This is a genomic window from Mycobacterium sp. IDUB_9 (genome assembly GCF_055419505.1).
Window position 1 is genome coordinate 182,283 of sequence record NZ_JBVAXU010000003.1, and the last position, 17,997, is coordinate 200,279.

Consider the following 17,997-nt stretch of genomic DNA (forward strand, 5'->3'; position numbering starts at 1 on the left):
GATGATAGGTGTGGATGATGGATGGCGTGTATGCCATCGAAGTTGCCGAGACCGGCGGACCGGAAGTCCTGAGCTACGTCGAGCGGCCAGAACCCGCTCCCGGCCCCGGCGAGGTACTGATCAGAGCCGAGGCCGTCGGCGTCAACTTCATCGACACCTACTTCCGCTCCGGGCTGTATCCGCGGGACGTACCGTTCATCGTCGGGTCCGAGGTGTGCGGCACCGTCGCCGCCGTCGGCGACGATGTCGCCGCGCTGGCCGTCGGAGACCGCGTCGTGACCGCGAACGCGACCGGCGCATACGCCGACTTCTGTGTTGCCCCAGCCGATTTCGTCGCCTACGTGCCTGACGGTGTGGCTCCCGACGCGATCGCGTCAGCACTGCTGAAGGGCATGACCGCGCACTACCTGATCAAGTCCACCTATCCGGTGCAGCCGAGCGACACAGTGCTGGTGCATGCCGGGGCCGGCGGCGTCGGCCTGATCCTCACCCAGTGGGCCACCAGCATCGGCACCCGCGTGATCACGACGGCCTCGACGCCCGAGAAGGCGGAGTTGTCCCGCCAGGCCGGCGCGATCGAAGTGCTCGAGTACCCCGAGGATCCGACCGAGTTCGGGGACAAGATCCGCGACCTCACCGGCGGGGCGGGCGTGGCCGCGGTCTACGACGGAGTGGGCGCGTCGACGTTCGACGCCAGCCTGGACAGCCTCGCGGTGCGTGGCACGCTGGCCCTGTTCGGTGCGGCCAGCGGCCCGGTACCACCGGTGGACCCGCAACGGCTCAACGCGGCCGGCTCGGTGTTCCTGACCCGGCCGACGCTGGCCCACCACACCCGCACGCCCGACGAGTTCTCCTGGCGTGCAGGTGAATTGATCAACGCCATCGCGGACGGATCGATCACCATCACCGTCGGCGGCCGGTACCCGCTGGCCGAGGCGGCCCAGGCCCACACCGACCTGCAGGGCCGCAAAACTGTCGGCTCGGTCGTCCTGGTCCCCTAGATCGGCTGCGCGTCGGGGAACGTCCACGAGCCGTCGAGGATTTCGGGGCGCGGGCGATAGAGACGCACGAGGTAATTCCAGCCCTCGGTGACCGGCAACAGGTTGGCTGCGCCGGTACCACCGAACTGCACCGTGGCGGCGCCGTCGGGATCCTTGACCGCGGTGACGTTGTTCACCGAGTAGGCGTTCTGCGGGTTCGGCGTGAAATAGCCGTCCTTGTTGTAGACGGTCACCGACCAGAATCCGTCCACCGGGACGTCTTTCACGGTCAGTCGGTGCACCGTCGTGCCGTCGTTACGCGGTGGCACCACGGTGAGATACAGCGCGTCGCGTGCCGGGTTGCCACCCCACGCGAAGGCCGAGCCGATCAGGTGACGTACCGGCTCCACTGCGTACCTGGGTCCGAACATGGATTTGGTGTCGCCGAGGGTGGTCGACAGGGTGATGAGTGCATCCCGAACCGTCTTCTGGCTGACCGGATCCCACTGCGGGATCTCGAAGAAGCCCGGCTCGACCTGTGACACGCCGATCGCGTCCTGCAGGGCGTGCACCGCGGCCAGGTCGGCGGCGTCGGCGGGATCGGCCAGGATGCGTACCGCCACGGCCGCATAACGGGTGTCCACGAAGTCGCGACTGAACGTCAGCTCGGCCGGCGCGTAGACCACGTTGGTGGTGTAGTGGTCCTCGCTGATGACCTGCAGTGACATGAACCTGCCCCCGACGTCGGGCAGCGTGATGGTGACCGGTCCGGCGTCGAGGTCGAACACCGCCGCGGAGTAGAGGGTGTCGCGGTTCTGCCGGATGACGATCTGGTGGTCGATCGAGCTCATCTCACGGTTGTGGAAGAACTGTCCGAAGCCGCCGTCGTTGACGATGCCGGCGAAGTACAGGTCGGATTCGGCGCGCGCGAAGTTGTCGGAGCTCACCAATTCGGTCATGGCCGCAACGCTGCCACACCGAGGAAGTGCCGGCAGCGGTTCGCGGGCTCAGTGACCGAAGATCGTCGGCAGCGCCAGCGCCGAGTCGATGGCCAGTGCGCAGAACACCACGGCCAGGTAGTTGTTCGACTGGAGGAACAACCGCAGCGGCTTCACCGGCTCGCCACGCTTCACCCCGGAGTACAACTGGTGGGCCATTACCAGGAACCACGCGCCCGCCAGCAGGGCGACCGCGCCGTACAACCATCCGGTGGTCAGCGCCAGCGCCAGCGTGGTGAGGACCGTCAACCAGGTGTAGATCAGGATCTGGCGAGTGACCTGACGCTCGGTGGCCACGGCGGGGAGCATCGGCACCCCGGCCGCCTTGTAGTCGTCCTTGTAACGCATCGCCAGAGCCCAGGTGTGCGGCGGCGTCCAGAAGAAGATGATCAGGAACATCACCAGTGCGGGCCACTGGATCGTGCCGGTCACCGCGGACCAGCCGATCATCACCGGCATGCAGCCGGCGGCCCCGCCCCACACCACGTTCTGCGAGGTGCGGCGTTTGAGCAGCAAGGTGTAGACGAAGACGTAGAACGCGATCGTGGCCACCGCCAGCACCCCGGACAGCAGGTTCGACGTCCAGGTCAGCCAGCAGAACGAGGTAACTGTCAGCACCAGTCCGAAGATGAGTGCGTGCCGCGTCGGTACCGAGGCCAGAGCCAGCGGGCGGCGGGCGGTGCGCTTCATCACCTTGTCGATGTCGGCGTCAGCCACACAGTTGAGGGTGTTGGCGCCGGCCGCGGCAAGCATGCCGCCCACCAACGTGTTCAGGATCAGGAGCGGGTCAACGGTGCCACGGTCCGCCAGCAACATTGCCGGAATGGTGGTGACCAGCAACAACTCGATCACACGTGGCTTGGTCAACGCCAGATACGACAAAAGGGTGGACCGTACTCGGCTCGGCGCCCCATGGATGAGCCGGCGCTCGCGAATGCTCACGCAAATAACTCCTCGGGTGGCGTCACGCGGCTTCTACTACAGACGATGGTAGACCGCGGCCCGCACGCCTCGGCACCGCAGGGTCTGTTCGGGGCAACAACCGGGTAAACGAGCGGGTATCGGTGCGAGAACCAGTCTGCATCGGATGAGTCCGCCCTACTAGGGTGTTTGTCGTAGCAGCATGGCAACCGCGCGCACCTGCCAGCAGATAGAAGACGAGGAAGTGAGCTTAGTGACCACCGCCGAAGAGATCACCGCTCTCACCCAGCCCAACCACCCGGAGGATTGGACCGAAGTCGACAGCGTTGCCGTCGACACCGCCCGGGTGCTTGCGGCTGACGCGGTGCAGAAGGTCGGCAACGGCCACCCGGGAACCGCGATGAGCCTGGCTCCCCTCGCCTACACGTTGTTCCAGCGGCAGCTGCACCATGATCCCAGCGACACTCATTGGATCGGCCGGGACCGTTTTGTGCTGTCCTGTGGGCATTCCAGCCTCACGCTGTACATCCAGCTGTACCTCGGCGGTTTCGGCCTGGAGCTGGCCGACATCGAGGCGCTGCGCACGTGGGGCTCGCTGACCCCGGGACATCCCGAGTACCACCACACCAAGGGTGTCGAGATCACCACGGGCCCGCTGGGCCAGGGTTTGGCGTCGGCGGTCGGGATGGCGATGGCCGCGCGCTACGAGCGCGGGCTGTTCGATCCGGACACCGCCCCGGGTGAGAGCCCGTTCGATCACTACATCTACGTGGTGGCTTCCGACGGCGACATGGAAGAGGGCGTCACCAGCGAAGCATCGTCGCTCGCGGGCACCCAGCAGCTGGGCAATCTCATCGTGTTCTGGGACGACAACAAGATCTCCATCGAGCACAACACCGACATCGCGCTGAGCGAGGATGTGCCCGCGCGTTACCGCGCCTACGGCTGGCACGTCCAGGAGGTCGAGGGCGGCGAGAACGTCGTCGGTATAGAAGAAGCCATCGCAGCAGCCAAAAAGGTCACGGACAAGCCGTCGTTCATCGCGCTGCGCACGATCATCGGCTACCCCGCACCCACCAAGATGAACACCGGTGGTGTGCACGGCTCTGCGCTGGGCGCCGACGAGGTGGCGGCCACCAAGAAGATCCTCGGCTTCGACCCCGACAAGAGCTTCGAGGTGCGTGACGACGTCATCGCCCACACCCGCGAGCTGGTGGACCGTGGCAAGAAGCTGCACGCCGATTGGCAGGTGGCCTTCGACGCCTGGGCCGAGCGCGAGCCCGAGCGCAAGCAGCTGCTGGACCGGCTGCAGGCAGGCAAGCTTCCTGAGGGCTGGGACGCCGACCTGCCGCATTGGGAACTCGATTCCAAGCCGGTGGCCACCCGGGCCGCCTCCGGGGCCGTGCTGGCCGCCGTCGGGCAGACGCTGCCCGAGTTGTGGGGTGGTTCGGCCGACCTGGCCGGCAGCAACAACACAACCATCAAGGGCGCGAACTCGTTTGGCCCGCCGTCGATCTCGACCGAAGACTGGAACGCGACCTGGTACGGCCGCACCCTGCACTTCGGCATCCGTGAGCATGCGATGGGCGCGATCCTGTCCGGCATCGTGCTGCACGGCCCGACCCGGCCTTACGGCGGGACGTTCCTGCAGTTCTCGGACTACATGCGCCCGGCTGTGCGTTTGGCCTCTTTGATGAACATCGATCCCATCTACGTCTGGACGCACGATTCGATCGGCCTCGGCGAGGACGGCCCGACGCACCAGCCGATCGAGCACCTGGCCGCGCTGCGCGCGATCCCGAATCTGTCGGTGGTCCGGCCGGGCGATCCGAACGAGACCGCCTACGCGTGGAAGACCGTCCTGGAGCGCACCGCGAGCACCGGCCCGGTGGGATTGATCCTGACGCGCCAGGGCGTCCCGGTGCTCGAGGGCACCAGCGCCGAAGGCGTCTCCCGCGGCGGCTACGTGCTGGGCGGCACGCCGGAGGACAACCCCGACGTGGTGATCATCGCCACCGGCTCCGAGCTCCAGCTCGCCGTCGCAGCGCAGAAGCTGTTGGCGGACAAGGAGATCAACGCCAGCGTGGTGTCGATGCCGTGCGTCGAGTGGTTCGAATCCCAGCCCAAGGAATACCGCGATTCGGTGCTGCCGCCCGCAGTGTCGGCCCGGGTGGCGGTCGAGGCCGCGGTGGCGCAGAGTTGGTACAAGCTGGTCGGAGACACCGGCGAGATCGTCTCGATCGAGCACTACGGCGCCTCCGCCGACGACAAGACGCTGTTCCGCGAGTTCGGTTTCACCGCCGAAGCTGTGGCAGCCGCGGCGGAACGATCCCTGGACAACTAGCAGACGACGAGGAGAAGGCGAACATGACTCAGAATCCGAACCTCGCAGCGCTGAGCGCCGCGGGGGTATCCGTCTGGCTCGATGATCTGTCGCGCGAGCGGCTGCAATCAGGGAACCTGACGCAGCTCATCAATACCCGCAGCGTCGTGGGCGTCACCACCAACCCGTCGATCTTCCAGGCTGCGCTGTCGAAGGGCACCGCCTACGACGCCCAGGTCAAGGAACTGGCCGAGCAGGGAGCCGACGTCGACGCCACCATCCGCACCGTCACCACCGACGACGTCCGCAACGCGTGCGATGTCCTGGCCAAGCAGTACGAGGCCTCCGACGGCGTCGACGGCCGGGTATCCATCGAGGTCGATCCGCGGCTCGCACACGACACCGACAAGACGATCCTGCAGGCCATCGATCTGTGGAAGACCGTCGACCGGCCCAACCTCCTGATCAAGATTCCGGCGACGCTTGCCGGCCTGCCCGCGATCACCGCGGTGATCGCGGAAGGTATCTCCGTCAACGTCACGCTGATCTTCTCGGTCGAGCGGCACCGCGGCGTGATGGACGCTTACCTCGCCGGGTTGGAGAAGGCGCGCGACGCGGGCCACGATCTGTCCAAGATCCACTCGGTCGCGTCGTTCTTCGTGTCCCGCGTGGACACCGAGATCGACAATCGGCTGGAGAAGATCGGTTCCGATGCGGCGCTGGCCCTGCGAGGCAAAGCCGGTGTGGCCAACTCGCGTCTCGCCTACGCGGCCTACGAAGAGGTCTTCGGGGCCGAGCGCTTCGCCGCGCTCAAGGCCGACGGCGCCCGGGTGCAGCGCGTGCTGTGGGCGTCCACCGGCGTCAAGAACCCGGACTACTCGGACACGCTCTACGTCACCGAGTTGGTGGCCCCGCACACGGTGAACACCTTGCCGGAGAAGACGCTGGAAGCCGTCGCCGACCACGGCAAGATCACCGGTAACACCATCGCCGGGACCGCGGCAGCATCACAGGAGACCTTCGACCAACTGAGCGCCGTCGGCATCGACCTGGTCGACGTGTTCAAGGTGCTCGAAGACGAGGGTGTCGACAAGTTCGAGAAGTCGTGGCAGGAATTGCTCGACGCGACACAGGGCCAACTCGACGCTGCCACGCGATGAGCCCCGCCGACGGCAGGCCGAATACCGCCTGGCGTAATCCGCTGCGGGACAAGCGCGACAAGCGCATGCCCCGCATCGCGGGGCCGTGCGCGGTGGTGATCTTCGGCGTCACCGGCGACCTGGCCCGCAAGAAGCTGATGCCGGCCATTTACGACCTGGCCAACCGCGGCTTGCTGCCACCCAGCTTCGCGCTCGTCGGTTTCGCGCGCCGGGATTGGGCGGACGAGGACTTCGGCAAAGTGGTCTACGACGCCGTCAAAGAACACGCCCGCACCCCGTTCCGCCAGGAAGTCTGGGACCGGTTGGCCGAAGGCTTCCGATTCGTCCAGGGCACGTTCGACGACGAGTCCTCATTCGAGCGGCTGAAGGCGACCCTGAACCAACTCGACGTCGAGCGCGGCACCAGCGGCAATCATGCGTTCTACCTGTCCATCCCGCCGAAGGCGTTCCCCCAGGTCTGCGAGCAACTGTCGAAGTCGGGGCTCGCCGACAAGCCCGAGGGCAGCTGGAGCCGGGTGGTCATCGAGAAGCCGTTCGGGCACGACCTCAAGAGCGCCGAGGAACTCAACGGTGTGGTCAACAGTGTCTTCCCGGAGTCGTCGGTGTTCCGCATCGACCACTATCTGGGCAAGGAGACCGTCCAGAACCTCCTGGCACTGCGGTTCGCCAACGAGATGTTCGAGCCGGTTCTGAACTCGCACTATGTCGACAGCGTGCAGATCACGATGGCCGAGGACATCGGTCTCGGCGGGCGCGGCGGCTACTACGACGGTGTCGGCGCTGCCCGTGACGTCATCCAGAACCATCTGCTGCAGCTGCTGGCGCTGACGGCGATGGAGGAGCCGGTGAGTTTCTCCCCCGCCGAGCTGCAAGCCGAGAAGATCAAGGTGCTCTCGGCGACGCGGCTCGCCGAGCCGCTGGACGAGACCACTTCCCGCGGGCAGTACGCCGCGGGTTGGCAGGGCGGCGAGAAGGTCGTGGGCCTGCTGGACGAAGAGGGCTTCTCCAAGACCTCGACCACCGAGACGTTCGCCGCCATCACACTGGACGTGGACACCCGTCGCTGGGCCGGTGTGCCGTTCTATCTGCGCACCGGAAAGCGCTTGGGCCGCAGGGTTACCGAGATCGCACTGTTGTTCAAGCGTGCGCCGCACCTGCCGTTCGATGCCACGATGACCGATGAGCTCGGTCAGAACGCTCTGGTGATCCGGGTACAGCCGGACGAAGGCATCACCCTGCGGTTCGGGTCCAAGGTTCCGGGTCACATCATGGAGGTCCGCGATGTCAGCATGGACTTCTCCTACGGCTCGGCCTTCGCCGAGGAGTCTCCGGAGGCGTACGAGCGCCTGATCCTCGATGTGCTGCTGGGCGAGCCGTCGCTGTTCCCGGTCAATGCCGAGGTGGAATTGTGCTGGAAGATCCTGGATCCCGCACTGGAGTACTGGGCGACCCACGGTAAGCCCGATTCGTACGAGTCCGGAACGTGGGGCCCAGATTCGGCGTTCGAGATGTTGCGCCGGTCGGGCCGGGAATGGAGGCGACCGTGATTGTCGATCTGCCCGAGACCAATACCGGCGCGATCAACAAGAAGATCGTCGCTCTGCGCGAGGAAGGCGGCGCGATCACCCTCGGCCGGGTGCTGACGCTGGTCATCGCCCCCGATACCGAAGCGGTGCTCGAGGAGTCGATCGAGGCGGCCAACGCAGCCAGCCGCGAGCATCCGTGCCGCGTGATCGTGGTGATCCCCGGGGATCGCTTGACCACCGAGGCCCGGCTGGATGCCCAGCTGCGGGTGGGCCGCGACGCCGGCGCCAACGAGGTTGTGGTGCTTCGATTGTCCGGTCCGCTGGCCAACCACGCCAGCAGTGTGGTGACGCCGTTCCTGCTACCCGACACCCCGGTCGTGACGTGGTGGCCCGATCTCGCGCCTGCCGTCCCCGCGCAGGATCCACTGGGCAAGTTGGCGATTCGCCGGATCACCGACGCCACCAACGGCGCCGATCCGCTGGCCTGCATCAAGAGCAGGCTCAACGGTTACACCGCCGGTGACACCGATCTCGCCTGGAGTCGGGTCACGTACTGGCGTGCGCTACTGGCCGCGGCGATCGACCAGCCGCCGCACGAACCCATCACCGCGGCGCTGGTGTCCGGGCTCAAGGATGAACCCGCGCTTGACATCCTGGCCGGCTGGTTGGCCAATCGGATCGACGGACCGGTGACCCGGACAACCGGCGAGCTGAAGGTCGAGCTGACCAGGCCCAGTGAAACCGTGACCCTGGTCCGTCCGCAGACCGGTGTCACCGCCGTGCTGAGCCGCACAGGCAAGCCAGATGCGTTGGTGCCCTTGGCCCGCCGCGAGGCCAAGGAGTGCCTGGCCGAGGATCTGCGCCGCCTTGATGCCGACGAAATCTATTACGACGCACTCACGGGAATCGACAAGGTCCAGTACGTATGAGCACTGTTATCGAGCGTTACGCCGACACCGACGCGCTGGTGGCCGCTGCCGGCGATCGGTTGGTGGCTGCCATCACGTCGGCGATTTCGGCGCGAGGTCATGCGAACATCGTGCTCACCGGCGGAGGCACGGGAATCGGCCTGCTCAAGCGAGTCGGTGAACGCGGCGGCGATATCGACTGGTCGAAGGTCCACGTGTACTGGGGCGACGAGCGTTTCGTGCCACAGGACGACGACGAGCGCAACGACAAGCAGGCCCGCGAGGCACTGCTGGATCATGTCGGGATCTCGGACGTCAACGTCCACGCGATGGCCGCCAGCGATGGCGAATTCGGTGACGATCTGGCCGCGGCCGCAGCCGGGTACGCACAGCTGCTGGCTGCCAACTTCGACGCTCCCGGGCCGGAGTTCGACGTACATCTGCTCGGCATGGGCGGCGAGGGACATGTCAATTCGCTGTTTCCCGACACGGCCGCGGTGCGGGAAACCGACCGCATGGTGGTGGGTGTGCCGGACTCCCCCAAGCCACCGCCACGCCGAATCACGTTGACGCTGCCCGCGGTTCGCAACTCTCGCGAAGTGTGGCTGGTCGTCGCTGGTGCGGCCAAGGCCGACGCGGTCGCCGCCGCGATCAATGGTGCCGATCCGGTGGACATCCCGGCCGCCGGCGCTGTCGGTCGCGACCGGACGGTCTGGTTGCTCGATGAGGCGGCCGCAAGCAAGCTGTGAGTCGACCGACTAATCGTCGGTGACACTCCCCGGCCGCTCGCCTGCCCGGTCGGCCAACGCCTCGGCATAGCCGGCCAGGTAGTCGGCCACTTCATGGTTCGTCGTACCCCTGTCGGCCGGCACCACCGGCCGGGCCCGGTATTCGCAGAATTGCCCCACATCGATTCAGACGCAGTTGGTCCGCGCTTGGTTCCGTTCCGGCCATACTGTCTGCCATGGCAGACAAAGGGGACGGCCGTGCTCGCCCTGCTTCAGGGCGGCAACGCATCCGGACACTGACGCAGGCCGCACTCAATGCCGATATGACAGTCGAGCAGGTCGACACCCTGCTCACCGATCTGAGCACCACCCTCGTCGACCTGAACAAGTCGACCGGCGGCCTCGATGCCACGCTGGACCGATTCAACGACACCATCACCCGCATCGATGAGCTCGCGCCACGCCTCATCGGCGTGGTCGAGCGCCTGGAGTCGATCGTGGATCGGGTCGAGGCCATCGTCGGGATCGGCGAGGCGGTGATGTCGCCACTGGCGGCGACGGAGAGCGCGGTGCGCGCCGTGGTCAGCCGGATTCGCAAGAGCGCAGGCCTGTAGGGCTGGTCCGCTCCGCGCCTCGGCTACAGTGGTCGCCATGGGTGCCGGATTCGATCGCGCAGACGCACACGCCGCGTCGATCTGGAACCGGGCACGTCTGGCGCCGCTGAAGAGGATCTCGGGTTAGCTCTCGCTGCCCATTTGATCCTGCTATCAGCTTCGAGGCGTCATGAAGCCGTCCCTATACGCCGTTGCGGCGTCGCTCTACCTGACCGAATACACCCTCTACTCCAACTCGTCGTCGGCTGTGCTGTTGAACTCGGCGATTGGCGACTACTTCGGCATCCCGTTCGCACAGGCCGCCTACATCGGCGTGGCGTTCCTGGCCGGATTCTGTCTGGCGTTGCTCCCCGCGGGCCTGCTGTCGCACCGCTACCAGCCCACGGCCGCGTTCTTCGCCAGTTCGGCGGTGCTGGTCGTCCTCGGGATCGCCGCCGGTCTCAGCCCTGAGTTCTGGGTCCTCCTCGCGTTGCGGTTCTTGCAGGGCATCGCCTCGGCGGTGCTCGCGCCCCAGATATTCCGGATCATCCGGGCGCAGTTCTATCCCGACCACCACTCGGCGGTCCTGGGCGCGTGGGGCCTGGTGGTGTCGGCATCGGCACTGTGTTCACCGCTGATCACCGCGTTGCTCAACGACCTGTGGGGCTGGCGTTCGTTCCCCTACGAGACGGTGGTGACCACTGTCGTGGCGATGGCGCTGCTCGCCATTTCGCCAGGCGCGGCAGATTCCGACCACGACACCACGACCACCCGGGCAGCAACTCCGGTAGTGGCTCTCGCGGTGGTGCAGCTCGCGATCTTCCTGGCGATCGGATGGTCTACCGCGCTGCACACCAAGGTGACGCTGCTTGTGGTGGCGATCCTGCTCGGGATCACTGCGATCGCTCTGCGCGGCCGGTCCCAGCCGCGGGTACTGTCCCGAAGTCTGGTCGTGGTCTTCGTGGCCGGCATCGCCACCAACGTGTTCACCCTGTCACTGGTGTATGTCCTACAACAGGAGCGCGGGCTGAATTCCTATGGCTCGGCACTGTTCCTGTTGCCGATGGCGTTCTTCGCCGGGCTGATCCCGATGCTGAAATTCGGTAGGCCCGGCGACAGTCGGAAGAGCACCCGGCTGGTGTGCATCGGCTCGGCGTTCCTGATCGTCGCCGGTCTGAGCCTGTTCGGACACGTGCCGCTGAGCAGTGCCGCGTTGATGGGCTGCGCGATGGGGTTCCTGTGGAGTTCGTTGGCCGGCAACGTGCTGGCCAATTCGAGCGAGATAGCCTTCGATTCCAGCCTCTACCACTATCTTCGGGCGCTGGGTGCCGCGATCGGAGTGGCAGCCGGGGCGACGATGATCGACGGCCTCGGCGGCCGGCTGTTCAGCGGCGTGGCCGTGCTGGTGGCGGTGGCCGGGTTGGCGGCGGCGCTTGCGGCTGGTTCGGCCTGGCAGGCAACGCGATTGGCGCCGGTGCGATGATGCGCAATTTCACGTTCGGCTGGCCGACCCATCAGCTCACCGACGATCCACGGCTGGCCTACAACAGCATCTCCAAGACGTATTGCCGGCTGATCTATGAGAGCCTGCTCGACACCGATCCGGAAACCGGCAAGCTCCTCCCCTGGCTGGCCACTTCGTGGCACTACCGCGACCCGTTGACCCTGGACCTGTCGATTCATCCTGACCGGCATTTCTCCGACGGCACACGGCTCACCCCGGACGCCGTCGCACAGAGCTTCGCCGGCATCGCTGCGCTCCAAGCGGTTTCACCGCTTCCGGCCGCCGTGACGATGCTCGCCGGGCTCGAGTCGGTCGAGGCGGGGACTGACACCGTGACGTTTCACTTCGCGCATCACAATGCCGCGTTCCTGCGTTCGCTCGCCAGTGTCAGCCTGGCGATCCGCAACACGCACGGGCTGGGTACCGGCCGATGGCAGGCTGTCACGGGCGGGGTGACCGACGGATCGCGCCGATTGACGTTCGAGCAGGCCGACGTCGGTGACCTGTACGCCGGTTCGGTCGACGGCTACCACCTGGCCGAAATACACAACCCGGGGATCAGTTACGGGTTGTGCCCCAACGCTTCCCGTGGCCCCTTGGCCGACCCCCGCGTGCGGCGTGCCCTGTCGCTGCTGATCGACCGCCCCGCACTGACGCCGATCCTCGATGCCGAGGGGTATTCAGTCGCCTCGTCGGTGCTCACACCGACCACCGACGGGTATCGGGACTACTCCGCTGAGCTGGCCTACGATCCGGTGGCGGCCCACCGACTCCTTGCCGCCGCAGGCGCGCAGCGGCTTTCGTTCGAGGTGGTGTTCAACAGCACGTTCTCCCCCATCGACGCCGCTGTCCTCACCGCGGTCGCGGAACAATGGAGCGAGCATGGCATCGACCTGGCGCTCACCGACGTCGACTTCGCGGAACTGCGCAGCCGCCAGCAGGCCGGTGACCATGACTTCCGGTTCTTCTACTTCACCGGCAGTGACCCTGACCTGCTGCGCTACCAATTCGCCGTGACGCAGCGAAACATGAACCGCCGCACAGAATCAGATCACCTGGACATCCTGCTCGACGCCCAGCTCACCTGTGCGGACCCCGACGCCCGCCGCAAGTTGGTGGACGACATTCAGCGCCGGATCCTCATCGGCGGCCTGTGGCTGCCGCTCTGCAATGTCCGAACCGTCGCCAGCTACCGGCCCGGCGCGCTGTCCGGTGTCTACCTCGACGCCGAAGCGCTGGCCCGGATCCCGTGAACCCGAGAGGAACCTCCATGGACATCGCCATCATCGGCGCCGGCCTCGGTGGCCTGGCAGCGGCCGTCGCCCTCCAGCACCACGGCCATCGTCCGGTCATTTTCGACAAGACCCGCGCACTCGGCGAGGTCGGCGGCCCACTGGGCATCTCGCCGCAGACCCTGCGATTGTTCCGGCAGTGGAACGTCGGCGCTGCGTTCGACGAGATATCCTCGGCCACCCGGTACTTCGAGAACCGCGATCAGCAGGGGCGGCTGGAGAAGATCACCGACTACGCGGCGACGCCAGAGGCCGGCGCCGAACACGGCCGGTTCGGCTACGCCGACGCCGACCTTTCTCCCCGCACCGTGCACCGTGCGGATCTGCACGCCCTGCTGGTCTCGACCGTGGAGCCCCAGCGGCTGCGGCTTTGCCATGAACTGTCCGGCATCACCGAGCGTGACGATCATGTCGAGCTCGCCTTCACCAACGGTGAGGTCACCCGGGCCGGTCTCGTGATAGCAGCCGACGGACTGCGCTCGAGAGCACGGAAGCTGTTCAGCGACGACGACATTCACTACTGCGGGTCGGTGATCTTCCGGGCCGTCAGCCCCGCCGCCTGCCTCGATCTGCCCAACGACCGACTGCGCTCCTGGCATTCGGCGGACTATGCCAAACACGTCATCTCCATGCCGGTGCGGGCCGGGCGACTGGTGGCCGTCGACGCTACCCTCGGGGTGGACGAGCCGCCGCGGCATCTGTGGTCGGCGCAGGCCGATCTGCCGGCGTTGGCCCGCCAGTTCGACGAGTTCGCCCCCGTGGTCGGTCGGATGCTGCGTGCCACGACGAGCCCGGTCTACATGCATCCGGTGTATGACCGAGACCCGATCACCCGGTGGACCACCGCGCGGGTTGCCCTCCTCGGGGATGCGGCGCACCCGATGACGCCGTTCGGTGGCCAAGGTGCCAATCAAGCCATCCAGGATGCCGCCGAGCTGGCCACCCAGATCGCGACGGTCCACGATGGCGACCACGCCGAAGCGCTGCAGCGTTATCAATGCGTCAGGACGGAACAGACCGCGGAAATCCAGCGTGCCGCACGCGGTTACGCCGAGCGCCGGGCCAGGGTGTCGCTGCGGCTGGCCGAGATCCTGGTGGGTTAGCCACCGTCGCGACAGCGACAATTCAGCCACTATTGCGTAGCGCTGTCGCCAATCCGCTCATGGTGAGCAGGATTCCGCGCTGCACCAGTTCATCCGTGTCCCCGCCGCGATACCTGCGCAGCAGCTCGACCTGCAGGTGATTGAGCGGTTCGAGGTAGGGGAACCGGTTGAACACGGAGCGGGCCAGGGACGGGTTGTCGGCCAATAGATCGTCCTGGCCGGTGATCAGCTTGTACATGTCGATGGTGCGGGCGTGCTCGGCAACGATCTTGTCGAACACCCTGGCCCGCAATTCCTCGTCGTCGACCAGCTCGGAATACCGTGCCGCCAAACCCATGTCCGACTTGGACAGCACCTGGGCCATGTTCGACAGCACCGTGCGGAAGAACGGCCATCGCTGATACAGATCCTGCAATACCGAGACTCGGCTCGCGTCGTCGCCGATCCACTGCGCGAACGCGGTGCCCGTGCCGTACCAACCGGGCAGCATCACGCGGGATTGGCTCCAGGCCAGCACCCACGGGATGGCCCGCAGATCGGCGATCGAGGTGGTCGGTTTACGTGAGCTGGGCCGGCTGCCGATATTGAGTGCACCGATCTCGCTGACCGGTGTCGAGGCCTTGAAGTACTCGACGAATCCCGGTGTCTCATGGACCAATTCGGCGTAGGCCCGCTGGGCCAGGGCTGCCAGCTCATCGAGCACCTGATAGGCGGGGCCGGCCTCATCGCCGAGCCCTTCGACGTCGAGCAGGGTGGACTCCAGCGTCGCGGCCAGCAGCGTCTCCAGGTTGCGGTGCGCGATCCGCGGCTCCGCGTACTTCGCCGCGATCACCTCGCCCTGCTCGGTGATCCGCAACGAACCCTTCACCGCGCCGGGAGGCTGCGCCAGGATCGCGTCGTAGCTGGGTCCACCACCGCGACCCACGGTGCCGCCCCGACCATGGAACAGGCGCAACCGGATCCCGGTGGTGCGCGCCGCTTCGACGAGGTCCAGTTCGGCCCGGTAGAGCGCCCAGTTGGCCGCCAGGTAGCCGCCGTCCTTGTTCGAGTCCGAGTAGCCCAGCATCACTTCCTGATGTTGTCCGCGTGCGGTGATGATGCTGCGGTAGACCGGCAGGGCGAGCGCCGCCTCCAGGACCGTCGAACCCTGCTGCAGATCCTCGATGGTCTCGAACAACGGCACGATTCCGACCGGTGCGTACACCTCGCCGTGCGCTGCACCCGAAACATCGAGCAGGCCGGCCTCTTTGAGCAGGATCGCCGCCTCGAGTAGATCAGACACCGACTGGCACATGGAGATGATGTAGTTGGGCACCGCCTGTGCACCGAAGACGGTGACTGCCCGGGCCGCCGCCCCGACGATGTCGAGTTCCTTGCGAGCCAACTCCGACAACTCGGCGCCCTCGCCGATCAGCGGGCGACGGGTGGAGATCTCGGCCGCGAGCAGTTCGACCCGCCGCGCTTCGGGCTGGGATGCGTAGTCGGGATGCACTCCGGCCCAGGCGAGCAACTCGGCGACCACCTGCTCGTGTACGTCTGAGTTCTGTCGCATGTCCAGGCCGCACAGGTGAAATCCGAATACCCGCACCGATTCTCGTAGCCGAGCCAACCGGTCGTCGGCTAGCACTGTGCTGCCGTGGCGACGCAGTGAGGCGTCCACGGCGTCGAGGTCGGCGAGGAACTGTGCCGGGGCGCGGTAGGCCGCAAGGCCAAGATCTAGCTCGTGTTCGGGCTGTTCATCGAGGATTTCGCGGCCGGTAGCCGTCAGGCGGGCATGGATCACCCGCAGTGCCCGTCGGTAGGGCTCGTCGGCACGCGCCGGCTCGCCGCAGGCATCGGCCAGCACGGTGAGCTCGTCACTGACCGTGACCAGCCGCGCCGACATCGACAGCTCTTCTTCCAGCGCGGTGAGCTCGGTGAAGTAGTGCGCGAAAGCCATGTGGGCGGCGCGACCGGTGGCCAGCCGCACCACGCCCGCATCAACATTGGGATTGCCGTCACGGTCACCGCCGATCCAGCTTCCCGGCCGCAGGATCGGTTGCTCCAGCAGTTCCGCCCCGGGCCAGCGGGCCTGCAACGCGGTGCGCACCTCGGCGTTGACCTGTGGGATGACCTCGAAAAATGCTGCCGGGTAATAACGCAGCCCGGTTTCGATCTCGTCGGAGATCTTGAGTCTCGACAGGCGTACCAGCGCGGTCTGCCACAGCGTGAGGATGTGGCGGCGCAATTCGACTTCGATGTCGCGGCCATCGGCGGTGTGGGTCAGGCCGTGCATGCGCATCCGCATCAACTCGGTGATCCGGTGCTGGGTGTCGAAGACGGTCCGGCGCCGGGTTTCGGTGGGATGCGCGGTGATCACCGGCGCGACCAGGGCACCGTTCAAGGCGTCGGAGACGGTCGCCGAGCTCAGTTCCGCAGTTGAGATCGCCCGGTCCAGCTTGAGATACGTCGCTTCCAGGCTGCTGTCCTGTGGCGGCTCGCCGGCCGCCACGTGCACTGCGCGTCGCCGCTCGCGGTGGATGTCCTCGGCGACGTTGGCCAACAGCACGAAGTGGGTGAAGGCACGGATGACCGGGATCGCCTGGTGGACATCGATACCGGAGAACAGGTCGGCCAGCTCGGCCCGGTCGATCTCAGAGCGGCGGACCCGGAAGGATTCCACCCGGGCCCGCTCGACCAGGTCGAAGACCTGGGCTCCGTTCTGTTCGCGCACGGTGTCACCGAGGATCGCACCGAGCAGCCGGATGTCGTCGCGCATCGGCTCGGTGGCCTCGCGGCCCACCGGAGTGCGCTGAACCGCACCGATCGGGTCTAGTGCAGTGTCGGTACCGTCAGCCATGTACCCAGTATCAGTGCCGCCACGACGCGCCGCATGGTGGCCGGGTAGCGGTTTAGCCGTACTTGATCAGCAGCGCGACGCCGACGATCGAAACCACCCAGATGCCGGTCACGAACAGCGTGAGCCGGTCGAGGTTCTTCTCGACCACCGTGGAGCCGGACAGGCTGGACTGGACACCGCCGCCGAACAGGGTGGACAGACCGCCACCTTTGGCACGATGCAGCAGCACCAAGAGCACGACCAGCACGCTGGTCACGACCAGAGTGATCTGCAGAGCCAATTCCATGGCTGTAAGACTACCGGGTGCGGTGCCCGCCCCAGGCCCCCGGGGTTACGGCAGCGGTCCGCCTGCGGCGATCGCCGACAGCGTCGCGAACTGCTCGCCGTCCAGCGAAGCACCGCCGACCAGGGCCCCGTCGACATCACCCTGAGCGACGATCTCGCCGACGTTCTTGGCATTGACCGAACCGCCGTAGAGCACCCGCACACCGGCCGCGAGCTGCGGCGACGCCAGGTTCCCCAGCTCGGCGCGGATGGCCTTGCAGACCTCCTGGGCATCGGCCGCGCTGGCCACCCGGCCGGTGCCGATGGCCCACACCGGCTCGTAGGCGATGACGGCCTGACCGATCTGCTCCGCGGTCAGTCCGGCCAGGGACCCACGCAGGGAGTTCACGTTGAATTCGACGTGATTGCCCGCCTCGCGCACCTCAAGCTGCTCGCCGATGCAGATGATCGGCGTGATGCCGTGTTTGAACGCCGCAGCGGCCTTGGCCGCCACCAGCTCGTCGGTTTCGCCGTGGTAGGTACGCCGCTCGGAGTGCCCCACCACCGCGAAACTGCATCCGAGCTTGGCCAGGAACGCCCCGCTGATCTCCCCGGTGTACGCGCCCGAATCGTGCTGCGACACGTCCTGGGCACCATAGGTGAGCCGCAGCTTGTCCCCGTCGACCAGGGTCTGCACGCTGCGCAGATCGGTGAACGGCGGGATCACCGTCACATCCACCTTGTCGAAGTACTTGTCCGGCAAGGCGAATGCGATCTTCTGCACCAGGGCGATGGCCTCGAAATGGTTGAGGTTCATCTTCCAGTTGCCGGCTATCAGCGGCTTACGAGGCATAAGTA

The 17,997-nt window shown here is 66.5% G+C and carries 16 protein-coding genes; 10 read left to right on the forward strand and 6 right to left on the reverse strand.

Annotation, left to right across the window (positions count from 1 at the left end; all coding sequences use genetic code 11):
* Positions 1 to 26: 26 nt before the first annotated feature.
* Positions 27 to 1,001, forward strand: coding sequence for a quinone oxidoreductase family protein (locus ACZY08_RS15265; protein WP_463745988.1), 975 nt, complete (start codon positions 27 to 29; stop codon positions 999 to 1,001).
* On the opposite strand, the gene ACZY08_RS15270 is transcribed toward ACZY08_RS15265, so the two are convergent.
* Together ACZY08_RS15270 and ACZY08_RS15275 are read right to left on the reverse strand one after the other, a co-directional pair.
* The gene (locus tag ACZY08_RS15270; RefSeq protein ID WP_463745987.1) at positions 998 to 1,927 is read right to left on the reverse strand and encodes a DUF1254 domain-containing protein; all 930 of its coding nucleotides are present in this window, start codon (positions 1,925 to 1,927) and stop codon (positions 998 to 1,000) included. The genes ACZY08_RS15265 and ACZY08_RS15270 overlap by 4 nt on opposite strands.
* Positions 1,928 to 1,987: 60 nt before the next feature.
* Positions 1,988 to 2,920 carry a heme o synthase gene (locus ACZY08_RS15275; RefSeq protein WP_463745812.1) on the reverse strand — a complete coding sequence of 311 codons (933 nt, stop codon included), beginning with the start codon at positions 2,918 to 2,920 and terminating at the stop codon, positions 1,988 to 1,990.
* Between the two features lie 232 nt (positions 2,921 to 3,152).
* Between ACZY08_RS15275 and tkt the strand changes: the two genes are divergently transcribed.
* The 5 genes from tkt to pgl are packed head-to-tail and all read left to right on the forward strand — an operon-like array spanning position 3,153 to position 9,565.
* Positions 3,153 to 5,243 (forward strand): transketolase, encoded by a 2,091-nt coding sequence (gene tkt, locus ACZY08_RS15280; protein WP_463745811.1) that lies wholly within the window; start codon positions 3,153 to 3,155, stop codon positions 5,241 to 5,243.
* 23 nt (positions 5,244 to 5,266) lie between these two features.
* Positions 5,267 to 6,382: a transaldolase gene (gene tal / locus ACZY08_RS15285; protein ID WP_463745810.1), complete on the forward strand. Its 1,116-nt coding sequence runs from the start codon at positions 5,267 to 5,269 to the stop codon at positions 6,380 to 6,382.
* The gene (gene zwf / locus ACZY08_RS15290; RefSeq protein WP_463745809.1) at positions 6,379 to 7,929 is read left to right on the forward strand and encodes a glucose-6-phosphate dehydrogenase; all 1,551 of its coding nucleotides are present in this window, start codon (positions 6,379 to 6,381) and stop codon (positions 7,927 to 7,929) included. The genes tal and zwf overlap by 4 nt, the downstream gene beginning before the upstream one ends.
* The gene (gene opcA / locus ACZY08_RS15295; protein ID WP_463745808.1) at positions 7,926 to 8,837 is read left to right on the forward strand and encodes a glucose-6-phosphate dehydrogenase assembly protein OpcA; all 912 of its coding nucleotides are present in this window, start codon (positions 7,926 to 7,928) and stop codon (positions 8,835 to 8,837) included. The genes zwf and opcA overlap by 4 nt, the downstream gene beginning before the upstream one ends.
* On the forward strand, positions 8,834 to 9,565 hold the full coding sequence (gene pgl / locus ACZY08_RS15300; RefSeq protein ID WP_463745807.1) for a 6-phosphogluconolactonase: 732 nt from the start codon (positions 8,834 to 8,836) through the stop codon (positions 9,563 to 9,565). Before opcA ends, pgl begins: the two co-directional genes overlap by 4 nt.
* A gap of 9 nt (positions 9,566 to 9,574) precedes the next feature.
* Here the strand turns inward: pgl and ACZY08_RS15305 are convergent, their stop codons facing one another.
* Entirely contained in the window at positions 9,575 to 9,724 is a 150-nt protein-coding gene (locus tag ACZY08_RS15305; RefSeq protein WP_463745806.1) for a hypothetical protein, read from the reverse strand.
* Between the two features lie 56 nt (positions 9,725 to 9,780).
* Between ACZY08_RS15305 and ACZY08_RS15310 the strand changes: the two genes are divergently transcribed.
* The 4 genes from ACZY08_RS15310 to ACZY08_RS15325 all read left to right on the forward strand — a co-directional run bounded on the left by ACZY08_RS15310 (position 9,781) and on the right by ACZY08_RS15325 (position 14,036).
* A complete protein-coding gene (locus ACZY08_RS15310) occupies positions 9,781 to 10,158 on the forward strand; it encodes an ATPase (RefSeq protein ID WP_463745805.1) in 378 nt (125 codons plus the stop codon).
* Positions 10,159 to 10,327: 169 nt separating this feature from the next.
* On the forward strand, positions 10,328 to 11,620 hold the full coding sequence (locus ACZY08_RS15315; protein WP_463745804.1) for an MFS transporter: 1,293 nt from the start codon (positions 10,328 to 10,330) through the stop codon (positions 11,618 to 11,620).
* On the forward strand, positions 11,620 to 12,894 hold the full coding sequence (locus ACZY08_RS15320; protein WP_463745803.1) for an ABC transporter substrate-binding protein: 1,275 nt from the start codon (positions 11,620 to 11,622) through the stop codon (positions 12,892 to 12,894). The genes ACZY08_RS15315 and ACZY08_RS15320 overlap by 1 nt, the downstream gene beginning before the upstream one ends.
* A 17-nt stretch (positions 12,895 to 12,911) precedes the next feature.
* A complete protein-coding gene (locus ACZY08_RS15325) occupies positions 12,912 to 14,036 on the forward strand; it encodes an FAD-dependent oxidoreductase (protein WP_463745802.1) in 1,125 nt (374 codons plus the stop codon).
* 22 nt (positions 14,037 to 14,058) lie between these two features.
* Here the strand turns inward: ACZY08_RS15325 and ppc are convergent, their stop codons facing one another.
* The 3 genes from ppc to tpiA are packed head-to-tail and all read right to left on the reverse strand — an operon-like array spanning position 14,059 to position 17,992.
* Positions 14,059 to 16,875 (reverse strand): phosphoenolpyruvate carboxylase, encoded by a 2,817-nt coding sequence (ppc, locus tag ACZY08_RS15330; RefSeq protein WP_463745801.1) that lies wholly within the window; start codon positions 16,873 to 16,875, stop codon positions 14,059 to 14,061.
* A 52-nt stretch (positions 16,876 to 16,927) separates the two neighbouring features.
* On the reverse strand, positions 16,928 to 17,161 hold the full coding sequence (gene secG / locus ACZY08_RS15335; protein WP_166904538.1) for a preprotein translocase subunit SecG: 234 nt from the start codon (positions 17,159 to 17,161) through the stop codon (positions 16,928 to 16,930).
* Positions 17,162 to 17,206: 45 nt separating this feature from the next.
* The gene (gene tpiA, locus ACZY08_RS15340) at positions 17,207 to 17,992 is read right to left on the reverse strand and encodes a triose-phosphate isomerase (protein WP_463745800.1); all 786 of its coding nucleotides are present in this window, start codon (positions 17,990 to 17,992) and stop codon (positions 17,207 to 17,209) included.
* Positions 17,993 to 17,997: the final 5 nt, after the last annotated feature.